A 19,473-nucleotide genomic window follows, 5' to 3' on the forward strand; every position below is an offset into this window, starting at 1 on the left:
AAAAGCGGGAGAATCGGGAGTCGTTATTCGCTTCAGCCAGTCGGTGCCGGAATAGCCGGCAGTTCGACCAACTGCGGGAGGCCGCGCGTGCCGGGCTGGCACTCCTGACCGTTACACTCGACGACAATGCCGAGTCGGCTGCCCAGCAGGCCAATATTGGTCTCGATATAGGCCGTCCCATCGTCCCAGTAGCGGACGCGCGGGTCGACCGTGTAATCCTTCTCACCATCGTTGACGGTGAGCGTCAGATCAACGTCACCGGCACTCGAAGTGGCCAATGTTCCGATCTTCCCGGAAACGCCTGGGCCCTCGCCGGATTCGTTCAGCGTCACGTCGTAGTACACCAGCGCGACTGCTCCGTCGCGGTACTGACCGGCCCGAGCAACGGTGACATCTACACCCGGATCGCGCGGCGGGTCAGTCGGGTCAACCGACGGATCGTTCGGATCCTGCACCTCACACTGGTTCGGCACCGCACCGAACGCGATCGCTGCGACCGATTCAGGCGTTATGAGATCGGTCGGCACACCCGGCGGCTGGAGCGACGACGGCAGGGCGTCGAACCATGGCACCTGCCCCAACGGCACGTTGTTCATCACCAGCTCACCAACGTCCGTACAAAGCTCGCTCGGGAACGTCTGACCGTTGTCACTGCCACTGTCATCCTGGCTCGTCGGTGCCGGAATGGCCGGCAGTTCGACCAACTGCGGGAGGCCGCGCGTGCCAGGCTGGCACTCCTGACCGTTACACTCGACGACAACGCCGAGTCGGCTGCCCAGCAGGCCAATGTTGGTCTCGATATAGGCCGTCCCATCGTCCCAGTAGCGGACGCGCGGGTCGACCGTGTAATCCTTCTCACCATCGTTGACGGTGAGCGTCAGATCAACGTCACCGGCACTCGAAGTGGCCAATGTTCCGATCTTCCCGGAAACGCCTGGGCCCTCGCCGGATTCGTTCAGCGTCACGTCGTAGTACACCAGCGCGACTGCTCCGTCGCGGTACTGACCGGCCCGAGCAACGGTGACATCTACACCCGGATCGCGCGGCGGGTCAGTCGGGTCAACCGACGGATCGTATGGATCCTGCACCTCACACTGGTTCGGCACCGCACCGAACACGATCCCCACAACCGCTTCAGGCGTTAAGAGGTCGGTCGGCACACCCGGCGGCTGGAGCGCCGACGGCAGGTCGCCGAGCCCTGGCAATTGCCCCAACGGCACGGTCTCCTGTACGTCACCAAGCACGTCGCGACAGAGGTCGACCGGAAGCTCCTCAAGCGGAATGTCGCTGTAGTTGACCGGCGTCTCCGAATCGTTTTCAACTGCGCCCGTATCCGTGCCGGCATCCACCGAGACACCGGGGGCGTCAACGGAGACATCGTCGTCGCCGCCGGCATCCACTGAGACACCGTCGTCGCCGGCACCAACGGAAACCCCGTCGTCGCCGCCGGCATCCACTGAGACACCGTCGTCGCTGCCGGCACCAACCGAGATACCGTCGTCGCCGCCCACGCCGATGCTGATACCATCATCTTCGATAGAGACCCCATCGTCAGCCGCTGCGACGGGCGCGGCAGTGAAGCCAACGACCATCATGATGGCGACGAAGCAGGTCAGTGTTGCTCTCGCTATACTCGATTCTCTCATCTCTACGCAGTCTTTGTCCACTTACTGGCATCACCCTTGTGCCCAGCATATACGGGCCTTTTTATAATTAGTTAGCAGTATCCAGACAATACCACCGCTATCCCCGAATATCGGAGGTTTCGGTCTGTTCCGTTGTCACACAGGTTTGCGGTGATGATGACTCCCAGTTCGTCGGGATGCGATGTCACCGATGAACGGCAAACCGAACCCAGTCCGGAATGATGCCCAAGTGCGTTGATGGATGACAGTCGGGGGCTATTCCGAAAGGTTCAATTGCATCACCGAGTTACGATTGGATGCAGACAGATGCCAGCGAGGGTTCGTGGTCTAGGCTGGTTATGACACCTCCTTGACATGGAGGAGGCCGGCAGTTCAAATCTGCCCGAACCCACTACGCTTCTCACGCTTCCCTATTCGACGAGCGCCGGCAGTTTATAGGCGGAACAGGCGCAATACCACGCTGTTCACGGCGTGGATACGCGCCGTCACTCCGTGAAACAGCCCACCGTTCAAACGCCTGCCCCGAGTGTCCCACAGTGATGTTTAAGTGACAGGCCGCCTTACCAGAGAGGACGAATCGGTCGGAACGGAGCGGATTCCGAACCGTCCTCCGGAGGCGGCCTGTCCGCCCGCGTAACGAGGCAGTATCCGAAAGACCAGTCGGTGAACACCACATTCCAGAAGAGTGTGGTCGCGTGCCGACTGCTGAAAGCGAGCATCACGATACCCCCGACTCTGCTGACACCTGCTGGCGTCCCCGTGGCACAAACAACACCGGGACGCCGTACACGGGCAAAGATAGGGGTGCCGGCGGCTTGGCACCGCCAGCAGTCCACCAGTCCGACGCTGTGGGACTCCCCGCGCCCAAAAAGACTGGTCGTCCGGTGACTGGACTACGAACCTGAAACTCCCACCGCTCGGGAGTCCCCCGCGTGAACGCGGAGGAGGATGTCAATGCTTTCTAATACGCGTCTACAACTCGACAGCGTCTGCCAGCGGTTCCTCGATGTCCAGCAGTTCGGCGCTCCGCCCCCAGAGTTCACGCTGGGCATCGATATCCGTCGCCTGAGGGGCGGGTCGCCGTTCCTTGCACCGCGCGAAATACTCCCCGGTGATACCCTTGACATCCTCGGAGGCAGCGAGATACACGATGGTCGCCGCGCCGTCTTCGACGGAATCAGTCATCGGGAACTCGCCGATGAACTTGCCGATCTGCTGGGCCGGGCCGGGAAGTGCCCGGGAGAACTCACTACCAGGGATGATGCCAGGGTGCAGGGAGTTCGCGGTGACGTCGCGGCCGGTCGCGACGAAGCGACGCGCGAGCTCGTTGGAGAACTGGAGATTGGCCAGTTTCGAACGGCAGTAGGCGGCCCAATCGGAGAGGCCAGTCACCTCCGCGAGGTTATCGAGGTTCAGCGTCGCGATGCGGTGGCCGATGGATGACGTCGTGACGACGCGAGCACCGGAGCCGAGCGTCGGCAACAGCTCCGCCGTCAACTGATACGGTGAGAGATGATTGATGTGGAAGGTCTTTTCGACGCCGAGTTCAGTCGTTTCATTGGCTTCGAACAGCCCGCCAGCGTTGTTACAGAGTACGTCGAGTTCGTCGACGGCATCCGCGACGCTTTCGGCGAGCGCCGATACCTCATCAACCACGGCGAAGTCGGCGGAGATGAACTGCGCATCCGAGCCGACCTCCTCCAGTGCGGCGACAGTCTCCTCGCCGGCCGCCTGCTTGCGACCGTGGACGATGACATCGGCACCGAGTCGCCCCATCGCGAGCGCCGCCTCGCGGCCGAGCCCGCTGGTCGAGCCCGTCACCAGTACGTTCTTGCCAGACATATCGACGTCTTCGACGTCGGCTTTCACTTTCGGAGCTTTCTCGTTTTCGAGCATACGCAGCCGTTCGGGTCGGGTGTTGTTGTGTGCTGCGCATCGCGTTCCTTTTTCTTAACTAGTTCGAACGGCAAAAATACGAAGAAATGGATTACGCAAGCAGCGACGGAGTGTTGGTGGACGGAAGGTCAGCGGATGGGAGCGACGGAGCGGGCAGTTCGGGGGCGCCGCTTGGCGGGACTTCGGGCGTCGGTACGGGAGACGTATCGCCGGGCGACTCAACCGAACAGACGTTTTGTGGATTCTCCGGCAGTTCCGGTGCGACAGAGCAATCGACGCTACCGGCGGCACTCTGGTCGTTTGCCGAGCCGTCGCCGGAGGCGGAGACGTCGACGCCGTCCTGGGAGGCGCTGACATTGACGGCACCGGACGCCTCACCCTGGTCGCCGCCAGCACTGGCGCCGACGGAGGCATCACCGTCACCGGCATCAGCGTCGGGAACATCACCGACATCGGAGTCGGGAACGTCGACGCTGTCACCAACGTCCGAATCCGGGACAGTATCGCCGACATCGGAGTCGGGAACGTCGACGCTATCACCAACGTCCGAATCCGGGACAGTATCGCCGACATCGGAGTCGGGAACGTCGACGCTGTCACCAACGTCCGAATCCGGGACATCAACACTATCACCCACGTCGACGCTGTCACCAACGTCGACAGCGTCACCCAGTGAGCCCGCGGCGACGGGTGCCGTGAACAGCAGGGCAACCGAGAGGGCTATCGTGAACGTTACGAGAGTTCGAACCATATGTTTCGGAGTCATGCGACAGCGTGGAATGAGAGCATATAAACAAAGGAGTTACTCGTTATATAGCCGGTTCTTTAAATATAGCGCATAAATATAGCCGTTTCAACCCGGATTTTCTCGATGCTATTAGTTGCGTTCCTCCAGCACCTCCGCGGTGCCGATGACCATCGAGGGCACGACGAACATGAAGATGTGCTCTTCGAGGGGGACGCCGGCGATGTCGATGCCTGTTCGGAGGGGGATGTCGAACACGCCGACTTCGAGCGTGATCCGTACGAGCGCAACGGATCAACTCAGATTTGCCGAGCGAGCGTCTCGAGGACATCGCTGCCGTCAGTCGTGATCGGAGTCCCGTGGCCGATACACGCGACACCGAACGGCGATGATCGCTCCGACAGACTGATGATACTCTCTCGGACGTCTCCGGTGTCGTAGCTCAACGCCCACCCCGAGGCCTCAAGCGCGCCTTCGGACTCGGACACCAGATCGCCGAGGAGGCCGACCCCCAACTCAGCACTAACATATGCGACGTGGCCAGGCGTGTGACCGGGCGTGTGATAGGCGGTGAACGTGCCGATCGCTTCGCCATCGTCGATGGGCTCGATCGCAAGCGAGGGATGGGTCACAGCGAGCCCCGCGAGCCGTTGGAACGCGCCTTTGTGATTGGTCACCGGCGGTGACCGCCGGTTCGCTAGAATGTCGGCATCGAATTGGCCTGCGTAGATCGGAGCATCCAGCTCGGGCGCCAACGCTGCGAGCGTTCCGACGTGGTCGAGGTCATAGTGAGTCAGCAACACCCGGCCGATATCACTCACCGCGACGCCAGCCTCGTCGAGCCCTGCTCGGAGTGTCTCCTCGTCCCACGGTGTGCCGGCATCAACGAGCGTCGGCACGTCGTCATCGACGAGATACGCATTGACGCCGCGCAACTCGAACTGCCATACACCGTCGATTAGTTCAGTCGCCATATCGGGGCTACACCTCGTAGGAGCATGAACGCTGGTGTTCCGACAGTACGCTATCGCACCCCTAGTGATGAGTAGCGGCCCCGTTACTCGCGTCCACCTGCGTACCGGTACGATTCGCGGACGAGTGCGAAGACGACCGCACGCTCGTCGGCATCCCTGGGGGCGTAGACCATCACGACCGTCGCAGGGACGACGCCCCGTTCGGCCATCGGATGGGGTTCGGCCCAGCCTCGCTGAACTGCCGTATCCGCCACGTCCGTCGGAAGTGCCATGTGGAGGCTTCCGTCCGTCGGCGGGTGGAGGTGACAGAACTCTCGACCGGTCATGAATGCCTCCTGCGGGCCCGGGTCGATATTCTCATCGAGCACGAGGGCACGGGCCCCGGGAACCGAGATGCGACTCGGCCGTTCGCTTGCGTCTGGGAGGGTGAAGAGTTGGTCAGCGAGAGCCTCGTACGTTCGCTGGTCGGGATTCTGCGTCAGCTGTGAGTGAGGGTTCGTGTCCGTCGTCTCTGGAGGCGAACCCTGCCGACGGGGGAGACCGCCATCGATTCCATTGCTGATGTCGTCACGCATGAGTTACACCCCACCGTCGACCACAAAGAGCCGCTCGCTCCCGCCGACCTCGAGAATAACTGGCGGCGAGCCGAGCGGCAGCGGATTCGTCGGAAGCGTCGTCATCTGCGTCTGGCACTTCTCCGGGTGGTCGGTGGTCATCTTCTACGTGCATATTGTCACCTATTGTTGTCCTGGACTATATAATGAGGTTCCCACTCGACCGTGTGAGCCGGATACCTGATGGCTCCGGTTCCATCCAGTTCCGACAGGCAAAGGATTACCTGACTGGCCAGTTAGTTAGTAGCGATGGCAGGAGACTCCTGGAACCACGAGGATATGCCGGATCAGTCCGGACGGACAATTATCGTAACAGGTGCGAACAGCGGGTTGGGCTACGAGGCCACGAAAGCGTTTGCCCGTGAGGGGGCCCACGTCGTCATGGCATGTCGTAGTCTCGACAGCGCGCACACCGCGCGTGACGAGATTCGCGAGGCCGTCGACGGCGCGTCCCTCGAAGTTATGGAACTCGACCTGGCTGACCTCTCGTCGGTGCGCTCGTTCGTCGACGCGTTCGAGCGGGAGCAGTCGGAACTGCACGTCCTCTGTAACAACGCCGGCGTCATGGCCATCCCGCGTCGGGAAACCGCCGATGGATTCGAGATGCAGTTCGGGGTCAACCACCTCGGTCACTTCGTGCTGACGGGGCTGTTGCTCGACCGGCTGGAAGAGACGCCGGGCGAGACGCGTGTCGTCACTCAGAGCAGTGGCGTCCACGAGCGCGGTGATATCGACTTCGACGACATCCACCACGAGGAGACGTACGACAAGTGGGACGCCTACGCCCAGAGTAAACTCGCCAACGTCCTGTTCGCCTACGAGCTTGACCGGCGGCTCCGGGTGGCGAACGCGAGCGTCACGAGCGTCGCCTGTCACCCCGGCTACGCCGCGACGAATCTCCAGCGGCGAGGGCCGGAGATGGAGGGGTCGACGCTTCGGCTGTGGGCGATGCGGATAGCCAACACTGTCGTCGCACAGTCATCCGAGCAGGGCGCGTTACCGATGCTGTACGCTGCCACGGCGACCGACATCGACGGCGGCGATTACGTCGGCCCTGGCGGATTCATGGGGATGCGCGGTGCGCCCGAGAAACAGCGTTCGAGCGACATTTCGTACGACACCGAGCGGTCGCGTCGACTGTGGATGGTCTCCGAAGAACTCACAGCGATATCGTTTGACCTGCCGTCGGCCGAGTCGTGAGCGTCGTCACATCCGTTCCCGTCTCCCACCCGATTCGTGACGAATCCGGTCGCTCCCCTCGCGCGTTTCCGCCTGCCCGTGTGGCTTGGCGTGCTCCTCGCCCTCTGGGAGTGCCGTTCGTGGCCGATGGCATTCCGGATCGGGCTAGCGTCCAACGGCGTTCGGCCCGGCAGTGATTCATACGGATTGTTGTAGTCGGTTCCCGACGAGTGCCGACCCGAACCGGCCGCTCGCCGGGCATTTGGTACGACAATCCGTCTTAGGCATCCCGACGTCAAGCAATAGTGGGCCGCGGGGCGTCTCCACGGCGACCGGATTGAGCCGCATCGTTCTCTCATCAACCGATATCGAAAGCGGCAACGAGTGTACGCCGTCGGCGAGTTCCATGCCGATAGATTGGCTACCAGATATTTGAGACGAAACGGTTCGGTCGGCAGTTCTGGTTTCCCTGATGGATCGACAAGCGTAACATAGTTAACTAACTAGTTAGTAAACCCAGTTGGGAATGAATGCTGAGACGCCAACTGAAATCATGGAGGCGACGTATCAGGCCCTTTGCGAGCACGGCTATGCCGACATGACGGTTCAGCGAATCGCTGACGAGTCATCACTCTCGACTGCCGCGATTCACTACCACTTCGATACGAAGGAGGAGCTCCTCATCGCGTTTCTGGATTATTTGATTGAACGGTTCGAGCAGCGGTTTGCCTGCACCGCAAACGATCCACGCGAACGACTAGAAACGTTCCTGCACAAGGTGTTCGCTCCTGAAGACAGCGGTGACTTTCCAATCGCCCTTCTGGAACTCAAAGCACAGGCACCGTATCACGAGGGGTATCGCGAGCGGTTCCTCGAAGTAGACCGTCATATGCGAGACATTGTTGCTGAAGCTGTTCGAAACGGAATCGACGGGAACTATTTCGACGATGCCGATCCGGATACCGTCGCACGGTCTGTCGTTACCATGATAAATGGCGGGCATAGCCGCGAAGTCTCGCTCGGTGAAACCCAGGAGAAGACCCGAGATGCAGTCGAAGAGTATCTCGAATTGCAGCTCGGCTGGACACCAGAGGTGATGGCGTGACTTTCTTCAAAGGGCAGGAGGAACTCGACCTAACTGATGGCGGAATCATCAAGCCGCTGTTTTACCTCTCGCTCCCCATCGTCATCACGAATCTACTGCAAACCGCCTATAACCTCGCGGACACGTTTTGGCTCGGGCGGTACTCCACGGAAGCACTGGCAGCGATCTCGTTTGCGTTCCCGATGGTGTTTCTGCTCATCTCATTAGGACTGGGCTTGTCGGTCGCTGGGAGTGTTCTCGTTGCGCAGCATACTGGCGCAGGCGAACCCGCCAAGGCCGAATATGCAGCCTCTCAGACTGTTACATTCGCGTTCCTCGGATCGGCCCTGCTGGGAGCGATTGGCTATCCACTCGTCGGGCCGCTGCTTGAGTTCCTGGGTGCATCGCCGGCCGTTCTCCCCGGGGCGACGGCCTACATGCAGGTCATCGCACTCGGACTACCGTTCATGTTCGGCTTTTTCGTCTTCATTGCGCTGATGCGCGGTGCCGGAGACACCATCACGCCGATGCTCGTGATGTTCGGGACGGTCGTCCTCAACGTCATCCTCGACCCCTTCCTCATCAACGGCTGGGCAATCGGGCCGATAGCCTTCCCCCAACTCGGCATCGAAGGGGCGGCCATCGCAACGGTGTTCTCACGAAGCATCGCTATGGTGGTCGGGCTGGTGATCATGGAATCCGGAACCCGTGGCATTCAGATCAACATCTCCGATATGAAACCGGATTTCGGCTATCTCAGAAAGCTCTTGGAGATCGGCGTGCCGGCGAGTATCGAGGGCACAGGCCGTGCACTCTCGATTAACCTCCTGCTGCTCGTCGTCGGATTGTTCTCGACATCGGTCGTCGCGGCGTTCGGTATTGGTACTCGTGTCTTCTCGGTCATCTTCCTCCCGGCAATCGCTGTCGCGCGCGGCGTGGAAACGATGAGCGGCCAGAACATCGGTGCCGGAAAGTATGACCGAGCAGAACAGGCGAATTATGTGGCTGCAAAGGGCCTCTTTGCCATTTTAGCACTCGCAGGCGTCCTCATCTTCTTCGTCCCGGAACCTATCGTCTCGGTGTTTACCGATGATCCGGCAGTATTAGAAACCGGCACGGAGTTCTTGCGATATGTCTCCCTCTCGTTCGGTTTCATCGGGATCATGCGGGCATTCACCGGCGGATTCCGTGGTGCGGGCAAGACGCTCATAGCGGCTGCCATTTCGATTCTTACGCTCGCAGGAATCCGACTCCCCATCGCGTATGTTGCTTCCCGAGGGGTTGTTCCGGTCGATATCTGGTTTCTCGCTCAGCCCGATGCACGCGGCATCTGGTTCGCATTCTTTGTCTCAAACGTTGTCGGTGCAGTCATCGCGTGGCTGTGGTTTCGACGAGGCAGCTGGCGGGACGGAGACGTTCGCGAGCCCGTCCAATCGGGCGGGCTTGAGCGAGAAGACGTGGACGCCTCGACGGGTGATGACTAGCTGATCTGTGTTGTGGAGGAAAACTGTTCTCACGTTGCCTTGCCTCTCCGCCGACTATGCATCGGTGGGGCTGTCTGATATTTTAAATAAATATGTCTGTCAGCCAGTCGGTTCACCGGCTCTGTCCGTCGCGACAAGGTGAGTGTCGATGCAGCGTTTTGCCTGCTCACGGATTGCGTCGAGGTCGACCTCGTTAGTCGTCATGTGTCGAGAGGTGGCTCGACGGAGGTCAGCATATTCGAACCGGAGGCTCCGGTCTCACGGACGAGAGAAGCGAGCGAGTAGGCCGGAGAGCAAGCCGACACATCCGCCACTCACTACGGACTGTGGGTTTGGCTGGGGAATAGTTTGAAGAACCACCGCAGTGAACTTTCACGGAGAGATGAACATTGCAGATATCGCCACCGAGGAGTACATCCAGGTGGATATCGACGAGCGACTCGGGAAGGTTCGTTCCATCTTCGAGCGCGAGAACCCGAAAGGCACCATCGTGACCGAAGACGACGAGTACGTCGGTATTCTCGGCGAGCGACAACTGCTCCAGTCACACGTCGAGGACGACGCCAAGGTGCAGGTGATGGTGCGCCGGAACATCCCGCGGGTCGAGCGGACGGACGACGTTCGCGACGTCGCTCGGATGCTCGTCGAGGGCAACACCAAGGTCGCCCCCGTCTTCGAGGGGGGCGAGCTGTGGGGCATCGTCTCCGAGGACGCCATCCTCGAGGCGGTGCTCGACAATCTCGATGTGCTCACCGTCGACCAAATCTACACCGACGAGGTCGTCACAATCACCGAGGACGACAGCCTCGGAAAGGCCATCAACTACCTCCGCGAGCACGGCGTCTCGCGGCTGCCCGTCGTCAACGAAAGCGGCCGACTGACGGGAATGGTGACGACCCACGACATCGCCGACTTCGCCATCCGGACGATGGAGCGACAACACACCGGCGACCGCTCGGGCGACACAGACCGGATGCTCGATCTGCCGGTATACGACCTGATGAACAGCCCCGTCGAAACCATCGACCACGACGACACGGTCGAGGAGGCCGTCGAGCAGATGTTCGAGAACGACTACGCCGGCCTCGTCGTGTCGCCGTCGGGCGACGACACGCTCATCGCCGGCATCCTCACGAAGACGGATGTCCTTCGCGCGCTCACCTACACCGAAGAGGAGAGCATGGACGTCCAGATCACGAACATCAAGCTCATCGACACCATCACCCGGGAAGGCATCGTCGAGGCCATCACCAAGGTGACGGACAAGTACCAGGACATGCAGGTACAGCACGCCCACGTCCGGTTCCACGAGCACAAAGAGAAGCTTCGTGGAACGCCGCTCATCCTCTGTCAGATTCGGCTCCGGACGAACCGCGGGCAGGTGCCCGGCACGGGTGAAGGCTACGGCGCCGAAACCGCCTTCCACGTCGCCCTCGACAAGCTGGAGCGAAACGTGCTCGAACTGAAGGGTGTCCGCGCCGACGAGGAGTACGAGGGACAGGTGCTCCGGAAACTCGGCGAACTGTAGAACCCGCTTTTTCTTCCCGGTCGAGACATATCGTGCCATCCGTGATGACGGGGGGTCGCTCATCGCGGAATGCCTGCGTCGTCGTCCGCTCTCACCCATAAACCAGTGGCGAGAATGAGGTCGCTTCTCGAGCGAACACGGAAATCCAATACATTAAGGCGAACTACTTATCCGTCGATATTATAGACGATTCGCATGAGTGATGGATTCGGTGAGATGGATCGGCGTCGACTGTTGAAAATCGGTAGCTCGATCGGAATCGGGCTTGGGGCAGGTGCAGGTGGCGCGTATTATTACATGTCACAGCCAGCGCTCGCGGTCGAAGGCCTCACTGCCGAAGACGTGACCGTCGATACGGTCGATGGGCAACTCCAACGATTGACCATTGCTCCGACGATGACTGTCGCGTGGAGTGACTACCCCGCGATTAGTGAGGTGGAGTTACAGTTCCGGGCCGAAGGGCCACAGAGTAACGGAACCGTCATCGAATGGAGCAATCAGAGTCCCGACAATGCTACCTCGGATGGGCAAGTCGAATTCGATTTCGACCCCTACCCGATGCTCCAGAAGAACGGCGGCCCGCTGGACGCCTCCTCGTTCGAGCCTGCGGAAGGTGAAGAAAGGTCAGCAGCCGTAACGGTGTTCGTCGACCTCCGACTCATCGATGAGAACGGAGAGGTCGTCGAAGAGGGCCAACCAATAAAGGAAGTGACATATACTGTGGCGGTCACCTACGCAGAGGGACAGGTGACTGTATCGGGGAAACTCAACACCGCCGGGGAATGTATCAAGCTCGACGACTCGATACTTGAGGAGTTCCAATGCCGGGTTAGCTCTTAGCTCATCTGGTCGGTGAACACACCGCCCGCGTCGACCTCAGACGGTCTCTTCGACGCCTTCCAGCCCCGTTTCGGTGATGCGGAATCGAGCCGTCCCACCGGCCGCTTTCGACCGATGTTTTTCGAGCGTCGCGCGACGGTTCCCGGCGCGGAAGCGCTCGATGCGGACGACCACGCCCGACCAGTGGGTCAGGGTGTGACCGCCCAGCGGCCGCGGCCGCGAGGAGTCGGATTCGGGGTCTGCATACACCTGATTCGTGATGACGACCGCGAGGTCATGGCGGCGCGCCAGGGATAGCAGGTGCGTCACCTGCTTTGCGACCGTCCGAAGCGTCTCCCCGGCGTCGTCGTCATCGCGTTCGAGACGGTAGAAGCCGGTCGCGCTGTCGAGGACGATGAGGTCAGCCCGCTCTGCGAGGTCAGCGGCGTCACGAACTGCCTCCTGCTGTTCGGCGAAATTCAGGGCGTCGGTGATGATGACGCGAGAGGCGATGTCATCGATATCGTCGCCGTCGGCTTTGGCGATCGCGAGCTGCTCGAAGCGGTCGATGGAGAGCCCTTCGGTGTCGATGTACAGTGCCGTCCCGCCGGCAGCGGCGACCTCGATGGCCGCCGACAGCGCGAGGTTGGTCTTGCCAGCGGCTGGCGGGCCGTACAGTTGGGTGACCGCCTCGCGCTCGAAGCCACCGCCTAACAGCTCGTCGACCGTCTCACATCCCGTCGGAATCGGCTCGCTCACACAATCCGGTTTGCCGTGTTCGGTTATAAACCTCCGCAGTTCCGGCGGCCGATGGAAGTCGGCATCGGGCTTAAGACCGCAAGCCACGAACCTCCGAACCGTGATAGTCGTCGCCACGGCGGATTTCGAGGTGTACCACGGGGTCGTCGACGAGCTCCGCGACCGTGGCGTCCGGTTCACCACCATCGAGCCCGACGACGAACTGCCGGCGGACGCCCGCGTCGCTATCGTCGGCCCGGAGGACGAACACCCGGCGATACAGACCATCCGCGCCGACCCCGAAGCCCCGCGCCGTGCCGTCGATGAAGCCGTCGCCGTCCTCCGGGGCGAGGGCGGCCGCACCATCGTCGGCGTCGACCCCGGTGACCGCCCCGGTATCGCACTCCTGAACGGCGACACCGTCGTCGCCGCGTTCCAGGTGCCGGCCGAGAAGGCAGCGAGCGTCATTGCACGAGAAATCGAGGATGCCGGCGACCCACTCGTCCGTGTCGGCGACGGCGCACGCCTCCAGGGCGCGAAAATCATCGAGGCCATCAAGGAGGCGCCGGTCGAACTGATCGATGAGACCGGCACGACGCCGTATCTCGGCACCGGCGCCCGCGGCATGGGTGACGTCCTCGCCGCGGTCAACATCGCCCGTCTGGAGGGCGAACGCATCGAAGAGCGCGATATCGAACCGTCTCCGGGTGAAATCCAGCTCATCAAGAACCGCTCTCGGCGGGAAAGCGACAACGACCGAAGCATCAACGAGGAACTGGCTCGCCGGGTCGCACTCGGCGAACTGACGATGGACGAAGCGCTGGCGAAACACCGCCGGGAATCCTGAGCGCTACTCGTTCCGGTATGCAGCCTCGGCGCGCCGGATGATATCGCGAACCGACGTATCGGTGAGGCTGGCGACCTGGACTGCGTCGTCGTACTCGGCACTGACATCGTACACCTCGCCAGCGTCGTCCGCGGCGATTTTGACCGTCACCTCGAACGTCTCACCGTCGAGGTTGAGGTCGACCGTCTCGAAGGAGCGGTCGGCGATCCAACGGTGACCGGCAGCGGCCTCTCGGATGCCGAGGGTGCCCGTCTCCTCGGCGAGGCGCCGAGCGACTGCCTGTGCGTCCTCGGGTCGGACGATGACCTTCACCAGATGCCCGGGGCGGGATTTCTTCATCGTCGCCGGCAGAATCGTCACGTCGCGCGCGCCAGCCTCCACGAGCCGCTCCTGAAGGCTACCCAGCACCTCCGGCGTCGCATCATCGAGGTTCGTCTCCAGCACGCGGATATCGTCGCGGCGGAGCTGTCCCGTCGCTTCGCCGACCATCGCACGCAGGACGTTCGGATACTCCGCGAAGGATTTCGTGCCGGCGCCGTAGCCCGAGGCGTCGAGCGTCATCGGTGGCAAGGAATCGACGCCCTCGGCGAAGTGTGCGAGGATGGCGGCACCGGTCGGCGTCAGCAGTTCCGTCTCCAGCGGCCCGCCTTCGAGATGCCACGAGGCTTCCTCGGCGATGTACGTCACGGCGGGCGTCGGGACGGGATAGCGGCCGTGGCTCATCGACACCTCGCCGCCGCCGGCCGAGACGGGCGTCGTCACGACTCGGTCAGGGTCGAGGTCGTCGAACAGCAGCGCCGCGCCAACGATATCGGCAATTGCGTCGTCGGCGCCGACTTCGTGGAACTGTGTCTCCTCGAGGTCGGTTCCGTGTACCCGCGCTTCGGCTTCGCCGAGGATGCGAAATACAGCCTTCGCGTCCGTCTCGACCGCGTCGGGAAGACCCATCTCAGCCACGAGGTCGCGGCATTCGGTGTAGGTTCGGTTCGGGCCCTGTCCCTCAGCGTGGTCGTGGCTGTGGTCGTGAGTATGGTCGTGGTCATCGCCGTGGTCATGAGTGTGGGCATCGCCGTGGTCATGGGGGTGCCCATGGGAATGGCCGTCTTCAGCAGGCTGGTGCGCGTGGTCGTCATCGACGAGTACGTCCACCGAAGTCGCCCGGATACCGTTTTTCAACACGGTGTCGACCCGATATTCGACATCGAGGGTATCCTCGACGACGGAGAGGCGGTCGGCATCGGCGCCGGCCGCAAGCAGCGCGCCGAGGATCATGTCCCCGCTTGCGCCGGTGCGGCCGTCGAAAGCGAGCGTTTGCATACCCCCGAATCGGTCGCGCGCGGCGAAAAGTGGTGTGGTGTATTCTTTATCAGACGTCCGCACGACGTCGTGGTATGCGCGCTGCAATCTATCAGGCCCCCGGAGAAATCACCGTCGAGGACGTTCCGAAACCCGAAATCGAGGAGCCGACCGACGCCATCGTTCGCGTCACCCACACTGCCGTCTGTGGCTCCGATTTGTGGTTCTACCGCGGCCAGAGCGACCGCGAGGAAGGCTCCCGCGTCGGCCACGAACCGATGGGCATCGTCGAGGCAGTCGGCGACGACGTGCGGTCGGTCGAACCCGGTGACCGCGTCTTCGCGCCGTTCGTCATCAGTTGCGGGTACTGTGAATTCTGCCGGAAGGGACTGCACACCTCCTGTGTCAACGGCGATTCCTGGAACGGCGACAACGGCGGCGCACAGGGCAAGTACGTCCGCTCGCCGCACGCGGATGGCACGCTCGTGCGCGTGCCCGACCGCCACGCCGACGACGAGGAGACGCTCCGGTCGCTGCTCCCGCTGACCGACGTGATGGGCACGGGCCACCACGCCGCGGTCAGCGCGGGCGTCGGCAAGGGCGACACCTGCGTCGTTATCGGCGACGGCGCCGTCGGCCTCTGCGGCGTGCTCGCGGCCCGACGGCTCGGGGCCGAACGCATCATCGCAATGGGGCACCACGAAGACCGACTCGAACTCGCCGAGGAGTTCGGCGCGACCGAGACGGTATCGGCCCGCGGCGAGGAAGCCATCGAGCGCGCGCTCGGCCGCACGTACGGCGGCGCGAATCACGTCATGGAGTGTGTCGGGGCCGCGTCGGCGATGGATACGGCCATCGAGGTGTGTCGCCCCGGCGGCACCATCGGCTACGTCGGCGTTCCCCACGGCGTCACTGCGGAGGGCCTCGACGTCTACTCGATGTTCGGCGAGAACATCGCGTTGCGCGGCGGCATCGCCCCTGTCCGGGCGTACGCCGAGGAGTTGATGGCCGACGTGTTGCAGGGGACGCTCGATCCCTCGCCCATCTTCACGAAGAAGGTCGACCTCGATGGCGTGCCGGAGGGCTACCGAGCGATGGACGAGCGGGACGCAATCAAGGTACTCGTGAAGCCGTAGCCGGGCGCTGACCAGGCGACTCGCCGCGGAGTGGGATTCCGCCACAGAAACCGAACGCAGCAAAAAGCATATCTCCGGCGCGAACTGAGTCTACGTATCAGGATGAACGAGGTTCAACTAGAGGTCGCGAAAGCCTACCCGAACGACTCGGGCCGTGGCATCGCGCGCCTCGATCCCGACACGCTTCTGCACCTGAAGCTGTCGCCGGGCGACATTATCGAAATCGAGGGCGCCGACACTACCGCGGCGAAGGTGTGGCGCGCAGACCGACAGGACTGGAACACCGACACCGTCCGAATCGACGGCTTCACGCGACAGAACGCCGACGTCGGCATCGGCGAGCGCGTGACGATTCGAAAGGCCGAGGCGACGAAAGCCGACAAGCTCGTCCTCGCGCCGCCCGAGGAGGCGTCCGTCCAGTTCGGCTCCGACGCCGCTGGCATGGTCAAACGGCAGATTCTAAAGCGGCCGGTCGTCGAGCGCGACATCGTTCCCGTCATGTCCTCGACGAACCACCCATTCATGCGGTCGCCGGGCCAGGCCATCCCGCTCATCGCGGTCGAAACCGAGCCGGACGGCGTCTGTCTCATCACCGAGGACACCGAGGTCGAACTCCGCGAGGAGCCGATTTCGGGCTTCGAGAAGACCGGTGGGGGAATCACCTACGAGGACATCGGCGGACTCGAAAGCGAGATCCAGCGCGTCCGCGAGATGGTCGAGTTGCCGATGAAACACCCCCAGATTTTCAAGAAACTCGGCATCGAGCCGCCACAGGGGGTGCTGTTGCACGGCCCGCCGGGCACCGGGAAGACCCTGCTCGCGAAAGCCGTCGCAAACGAAACGTCGGCGAGTTTCTTCTCCATCGCCGGCCCGGAAATCATCTCGAAGTATTACGGCGAATCCGAACAGCAACTCCGAGAGATCTTCGAGGACGCAAGCGAGGAGTCGCCGGCCATCATCTTCATCGACGAACTGGACTCCATCGCGCCGAAGCGTGAGGACGTCACCGGCGAGGTCGAACGCCGTGTCGTCGCCCAACTGCTGACGATGATGGACGGCCTCGAATCCCGCGGCCAGGTCATCGTCATCGCGGCGACGAACCGCGTCGACTCGGTCGACCCCGCGCTCCGCCGTCCCGGCCGCTTCGACCGCGAAATCGAGATCGGCGTCCCCGACGAGACCGGCCGCAAGGAAATTCTTCAGATTCACACCCGCGGGATGCCGCTGGCCGACGACGTCAGCCTCGACCACATGGCCGACGAGACGCACGGCTTCGTCGGCGCCGACATCGAGAGCCTGACGAAGGAAGCCGCGATGAAGGCGCTGCGGCGCTACCTCCCCGAGATCGACCTCGACGAGGAGGACATCCCGCCGAGCCTCATCGACCGGATGATAATCAAACGGGGCGACTTCCGCGGCGCGCTCAACGAGGTCAGCCCCTCGGCGATGCGGGAAGTCCTCGTCGAATTGCCGAAGATCTCGTGGGACGATGTCGGCGGCCTGGACGATGCGAAAGGCCAGGTCAAAGAGGCCGTCGAGTGGCCGATGAACTCCCCGGAGAAGTTCGACCGAATGGGTATCGACCCGCCGGCCGGCGTCCTGCTGTATGGGCCGCCCGGAACCGGGAAGACGCTCATGGCGAAGGCCGTCGCAAACGAGACCAACGCCAATTTCATCTCGGTTCGCGGTCCGCAGTTGCTCTCGAAGTGGGTCGGCGAAAGCGAGAAGGCCATCCGGCAGACGTTCCGGAAGGCCCGACAGGTCGCGCCGACCGTCATCTTCTTCGACGAGCTCGATTCGCTGGCTCCGGGCCGGGGCGGGGAAACCGGCTCGAACGTCTCCGAGCGGGTCGTCAACCAACTCCTGACAGAGCTGGACGGCCTCGAAGATATGGACGACGTGATGGTCATCGGCGCGACGAACCGACCGGACATGATCGACCCGGCGCTCATCCGGAGCGGCCGCTTCGACCGCCTCGTCATGATCGGCCAGCCGGACGTCGAGGGTCGCGAACAGATCCTCCGTATCCACACCGGCGACACGCCCATCGGGCCGGACGTCAGCCTCCGAGAGATTGCAGAAATCACTGACGGCTACGTCGGTTCCGACCTCGAATCCATCGCCCGCGAGGCAGCCATCGAGGCGCTCCGGGAGGATGACGAGGCCGACGCCGTCACCATGCAGCACTTCCGGCAGGCGCTCGACTCGGTGCGACCCACCATCACCGACGACATCGAGGAGTATTACGAGCAGATCGAAAACCAGTTCCGCGGTGGCGCCCCCGACGGCCGCCGACAGAGCGGCGGGCGGATCGGGTTTCAATAAACCCACTTTTTGCACACTCCGGCGGTTCGCCGTCGGCGAACACGCCTCCGTGGCAAAAACTTGGGGAAAATATGCGCGCGCTCCTCCCGTCGCGGCCCTTCGGGCCGCGGTAGTCGTCGGGCGCTACGGCGACTCGGCCTTCGGCCTCGTCGCCGCGAACCGCTCGGTCGCTACGCTCCCTCGCGGATGCTACCTGAAATGGATAGATCGGTCGGTACAGGTGATCTATGGATCGGTCAGTACACTAAACCATTCAATCAGAAATCACCAGCGGTATTGATTTACAAGTCTGGATTTAAGAAGTAGTATGGCACCGATAAGTGCTTCTTGGAATGATATTCTAACACTCGTAACATTCATATCTACTATCGTTTTGGCAGGTTACCAGATTCGTTACTATCGGAATCAAAAGCCATCACTACAGATTGTTGAAATTACTGATGCCGAATACAGAGATTTCGATAAGTACACCGAGTACGATTTTACTATTCAACTCAAAAACGACGGCAGAGATCCAGTTTCTATACCTAATGCAAAATTATCTATTCGTGATGAGACGATTGATTTACATAATAAACTGGCACCGAAAAGTTCTCAGAACCAATTGATTCGAGTTGGAGACTTCGACAAAGTAAGGTTAGAGTCGATGGATTCGGATGTTTTCGAAATGTTTGGCGATGGTTCTCTAGTAGAGACAACCAAACCGATCGAAGGGACGGTGTGCTTTGATACCTCTATCGGAAACAAGGAAACTGCTATAACTTTTGAACGGGCAAGTTAACAGCCCCTATTCAAGTTGCAAGCTGAATGGTATGCCTTTTCCTCGCTGTAGTCGGTGAAATAAACCTAGTTTGAAGCATCCGCCTCGGGGGCGTCCGTCAGGTCGCCCCCGAGGCGGTTCCCCCCGCGCGAGCGAAGCGAGCGCGGGTACGACGAGTGACTAACGACGAGCGAAGCGAGGCGGCAGGAATGAGGAGCTATTTTCCCCAAGTTTTTGCCACGGAGGCGTGTTCGCCGACGGCGAACCGCCGGAGTGTGCAAAAAGTGGTAGTTAGTAAATGAGTTCGTCGCTGTTTTCGGTCATGTACAGCGTCCGGGCGGCGATGTTGACCGCGTGGTCGCCCATGCGTTCGAGATCGCGAATGGTGAGAAGCAGCCGGGA

18 protein-coding genes, 1 tRNA gene and 1 pseudogene are annotated in these 19,473 nt (G+C 61.7%); 10 read left to right on the forward strand and 10 right to left on the reverse strand.

What is annotated here, in order from left to right; all coding sequences use genetic code 11:
* Nucleotides 1–32: 32 nt before the first annotated feature.
* On the reverse strand, nt 33–1,646 hold the full coding sequence (locus ACI8UR_RS09090) for a hypothetical protein (protein ID WP_415087787.1): 1,614 nt from the start codon (nt 1,644–1,646) through the stop codon (nt 33–35).
* A gap of 316 nt (nt 1,647–1,962) precedes the next feature.
* Between ACI8UR_RS09090 and ACI8UR_RS09095 the strand changes: the two genes are divergently transcribed.
* A tRNA-Val gene (locus tag ACI8UR_RS09095) sits at nt 1,963–2,037 on the forward strand.
* Nucleotides 2,038–2,618: 581 nt separating this feature from the next.
* Here the strand turns inward: ACI8UR_RS09095 and ACI8UR_RS09100 are convergent.
* The 6 genes and pseudogenes from ACI8UR_RS09100 to ACI8UR_RS09125 all read right to left on the reverse strand — a co-directional run bounded on the left by ACI8UR_RS09100 (nt 2,619) and on the right by ACI8UR_RS09125 (nt 5,977).
* Nucleotides 2,619–3,542 carry an SDR family NAD(P)-dependent oxidoreductase gene (locus ACI8UR_RS09100; RefSeq protein ID WP_411715821.1) on the reverse strand — a complete coding sequence of 308 codons (924 nt, stop codon included), beginning with the start codon at nt 3,540–3,542 and terminating at the stop codon, nt 2,619–2,621.
* A gap of 91 nt (nt 3,543–3,633) precedes the next feature.
* Nucleotides 3,634–4,293: a hypothetical protein gene (locus ACI8UR_RS09105; RefSeq protein ID WP_411715820.1), complete on the reverse strand. Its 660-nt coding sequence runs from the start codon at nt 4,291–4,293 to the stop codon at nt 3,634–3,636.
* Between the two features lie 126 nt (nt 4,294–4,419).
* A pseudogene (locus ACI8UR_RS09110) lies at nt 4,420–4,566 on the reverse strand (lycopene cyclase); the annotation flags it as partial.
* 20 nt (nt 4,567–4,586) lie between these two features.
* Nucleotides 4,587–5,261, reverse strand: a complete 675-nt coding sequence (locus ACI8UR_RS09115; RefSeq protein WP_411715819.1) for an MBL fold metallo-hydrolase — start codon at nt 5,259–5,261, stop codon at nt 4,587–4,589.
* 83 nt (nt 5,262–5,344) lie between these two features.
* Entirely contained in the window at nt 5,345–5,836 is a 492-nt protein-coding gene (locus ACI8UR_RS09120; protein WP_411715818.1) for a luciferase family protein, read from the reverse strand.
* A 3-nt stretch (nt 5,837–5,839) separates the two neighbouring features.
* Entirely contained in the window at nt 5,840–5,977 is a 138-nt protein-coding gene (locus ACI8UR_RS09125; RefSeq protein ID WP_411715817.1) for a hypothetical protein, read from the reverse strand.
* Nucleotides 5,978–6,124: 147 nt separating this feature from the next.
* Between ACI8UR_RS09125 and ACI8UR_RS09130 the strand changes: the two genes are divergently transcribed.
* The 5 genes from ACI8UR_RS09130 (at nt 6,125) to ACI8UR_RS09150 (ending at nt 11,990) form a co-directional block, all read left to right on the forward strand.
* Complete coding sequence (locus ACI8UR_RS09130) at nt 6,125–7,075, forward strand: oxidoreductase (protein ID WP_411715816.1); 951 nt, start codon at nt 6,125–6,127, stop codon at nt 7,073–7,075.
* Between the two features lie 505 nt (nt 7,076–7,580).
* Nucleotides 7,581–8,159, forward strand: a complete 579-nt coding sequence (locus ACI8UR_RS09135) for a TetR/AcrR family transcriptional regulator (RefSeq protein ID WP_411715815.1) — start codon at nt 7,581–7,583, stop codon at nt 8,157–8,159.
* The gene (locus tag ACI8UR_RS09140; protein ID WP_415087788.1) at nt 8,156–9,622 is read left to right on the forward strand and encodes an MATE family efflux transporter; all 1,467 of its coding nucleotides are present in this window, start codon (nt 8,156–8,158) and stop codon (nt 9,620–9,622) included. Before ACI8UR_RS09135 ends, ACI8UR_RS09140 begins: the two co-directional genes overlap by 4 nt.
* A gap of 382 nt (nt 9,623–10,004) precedes the next feature.
* Nucleotides 10,005–11,150 (forward strand): CBS domain-containing protein, encoded by a 1,146-nt coding sequence (locus ACI8UR_RS09145; RefSeq protein ID WP_411716089.1) that lies wholly within the window; start codon nt 10,005–10,007, stop codon nt 11,148–11,150.
* A gap of 297 nt (nt 11,151–11,447) precedes the next feature.
* Nucleotides 11,448–11,990 (forward strand): hypothetical protein, encoded by a 543-nt coding sequence (locus ACI8UR_RS09150; RefSeq protein WP_415087789.1) that lies wholly within the window; start codon nt 11,448–11,450, stop codon nt 11,988–11,990.
* A gap of 36 nt (nt 11,991–12,026) precedes the next feature.
* Here the strand turns inward: ACI8UR_RS09150 and radB are convergent, their stop codons facing one another.
* Entirely contained in the window at nt 12,027–12,728 is a 702-nt protein-coding gene (radB, locus tag ACI8UR_RS09155; protein ID WP_411716087.1) for a DNA repair and recombination protein RadB, read from the reverse strand.
* 100 nt (nt 12,729–12,828) lie between these two features.
* Between radB and ACI8UR_RS09160 the strand changes: the two genes are divergently transcribed.
* Nucleotides 12,829–13,554, forward strand: a complete 726-nt coding sequence (locus ACI8UR_RS09160; protein WP_411716086.1) for a hypothetical protein — start codon at nt 12,829–12,831, stop codon at nt 13,552–13,554.
* Between the two features lie 3 nt (nt 13,555–13,557).
* On the opposite strand, the gene larC is transcribed toward ACI8UR_RS09160, so the two are convergent.
* Nucleotides 13,558–14,871: a nickel pincer cofactor biosynthesis protein LarC gene (gene larC, locus ACI8UR_RS09165; protein ID WP_411716085.1), complete on the reverse strand. Its 1,314-nt coding sequence runs from the start codon at nt 14,869–14,871 to the stop codon at nt 13,558–13,560.
* A gap of 74 nt (nt 14,872–14,945) precedes the next feature.
* On the opposite strand from larC, the gene ACI8UR_RS09170 reads away from it, so the two are divergent.
* The 3 genes from ACI8UR_RS09170 to ACI8UR_RS09180 all read left to right on the forward strand — a co-directional run bounded on the left by ACI8UR_RS09170 (nt 14,946) and on the right by ACI8UR_RS09180 (nt 19,092).
* Complete coding sequence (locus ACI8UR_RS09170; RefSeq protein WP_411715587.1) at nt 14,946–15,986, forward strand: zinc-dependent alcohol dehydrogenase family protein; 1,041 nt, start codon at nt 14,946–14,948, stop codon at nt 15,984–15,986.
* A 102-nt stretch (nt 15,987–16,088) separates the two neighbouring features.
* A complete protein-coding gene (locus ACI8UR_RS09175) occupies nt 16,089–18,311 on the forward strand; it encodes a CDC48 family AAA ATPase (protein ID WP_411715588.1) in 2,223 nt (740 codons plus the stop codon).
* A 307-nt stretch (nt 18,312–18,618) separates the two neighbouring features.
* Nucleotides 18,619–19,092 carry a hypothetical protein gene (locus tag ACI8UR_RS09180; protein ID WP_411715589.1) on the forward strand — a complete coding sequence of 158 codons (474 nt, stop codon included), beginning with the start codon at nt 18,619–18,621 and terminating at the stop codon, nt 19,090–19,092.
* Between the two features lie 270 nt (nt 19,093–19,362).
* On the opposite strand, the gene ACI8UR_RS09185 is transcribed toward ACI8UR_RS09180, so the two are convergent.
* Nucleotides 19,363–19,473: PhoU domain-containing protein (locus ACI8UR_RS09185; RefSeq protein ID WP_415087790.1), on the reverse strand; the 111-nt coding region annotated here is incomplete at its 5' end.

Origin of the sequence: Natronomonas sp., assembly GCF_047616845.1 — an archaeon.
GTDB lineage: Archaea > Halobacteriota > Halobacteria > Halobacteriales > Haloarculaceae > Natronomonas.

Bases quoted from the DNA above. Each gene is read 5' to 3' on its own strand.
- ACI8UR_RS09090 (WP_415087787.1), bottom strand. From the start codon at position 1,646: ATGAGAGAATCGAGTATAGCGAGAGCAACACTGACCTGCTTCGTCGCC.
- ACI8UR_RS09100 (WP_411715821.1), bottom strand. From the start codon at position 3,542: ATGCTCGAAAACGAGAAAGCTCCGAAAGTGAAAGCCGACGTCGAAGAC.
- ACI8UR_RS09105 (WP_411715820.1), bottom strand. From the start codon at position 4,293: ATGGTTCGAACTCTCGTAACGTTCACGATAGCCCTCTCGGTTGCCCTG.
- ACI8UR_RS09115 (WP_411715819.1), bottom strand. From the start codon at position 5,261: ATGGCGACTGAACTAATCGACGGTGTATGGCAGTTCGAGTTGCGCGGC.
- ACI8UR_RS09120 (WP_411715818.1), bottom strand. From the start codon at position 5,836: ATGCGTGACGACATCAGCAATGGAATCGATGGCGGTCTCCCCCGTCGG.
- ACI8UR_RS09125 (WP_411715817.1), bottom strand. From the start codon at position 5,977: ATGACCACCGACCACCCGGAGAAGTGCCAGACGCAGATGACGACGCTT.
- ACI8UR_RS09130 (WP_411715816.1), top strand. From the start codon at position 6,125: ATGGCAGGAGACTCCTGGAACCACGAGGATATGCCGGATCAGTCCGGA.
- ACI8UR_RS09135 (WP_411715815.1), top strand. From the start codon at position 7,581: ATGAATGCTGAGACGCCAACTGAAATCATGGAGGCGACGTATCAGGCC.
- ACI8UR_RS09145 (WP_411716089.1), top strand. From the start codon at position 10,005: ATGAACATTGCAGATATCGCCACCGAGGAGTACATCCAGGTGGATATC.
- ACI8UR_RS09150 (WP_415087789.1), top strand. From the start codon at position 11,448: ATGTCACAGCCAGCGCTCGCGGTCGAAGGCCTCACTGCCGAAGACGTG.
- larC (WP_411716085.1), bottom strand. From the start codon at position 14,871: ATGCAAACGCTCGCTTTCGACGGCCGCACCGGCGCAAGCGGGGACATG.
- ACI8UR_RS09170 (WP_411715587.1), top strand. From the start codon at position 14,946: ATGCGCGCTGCAATCTATCAGGCCCCCGGAGAAATCACCGTCGAGGAC.
- ACI8UR_RS09175 (WP_411715588.1), top strand. From the start codon at position 16,089: ATGAACGAGGTTCAACTAGAGGTCGCGAAAGCCTACCCGAACGACTCG.
- ACI8UR_RS09180 (WP_411715589.1), top strand. From the start codon at position 18,619: ATGGCACCGATAAGTGCTTCTTGGAATGATATTCTAACACTCGTAACA.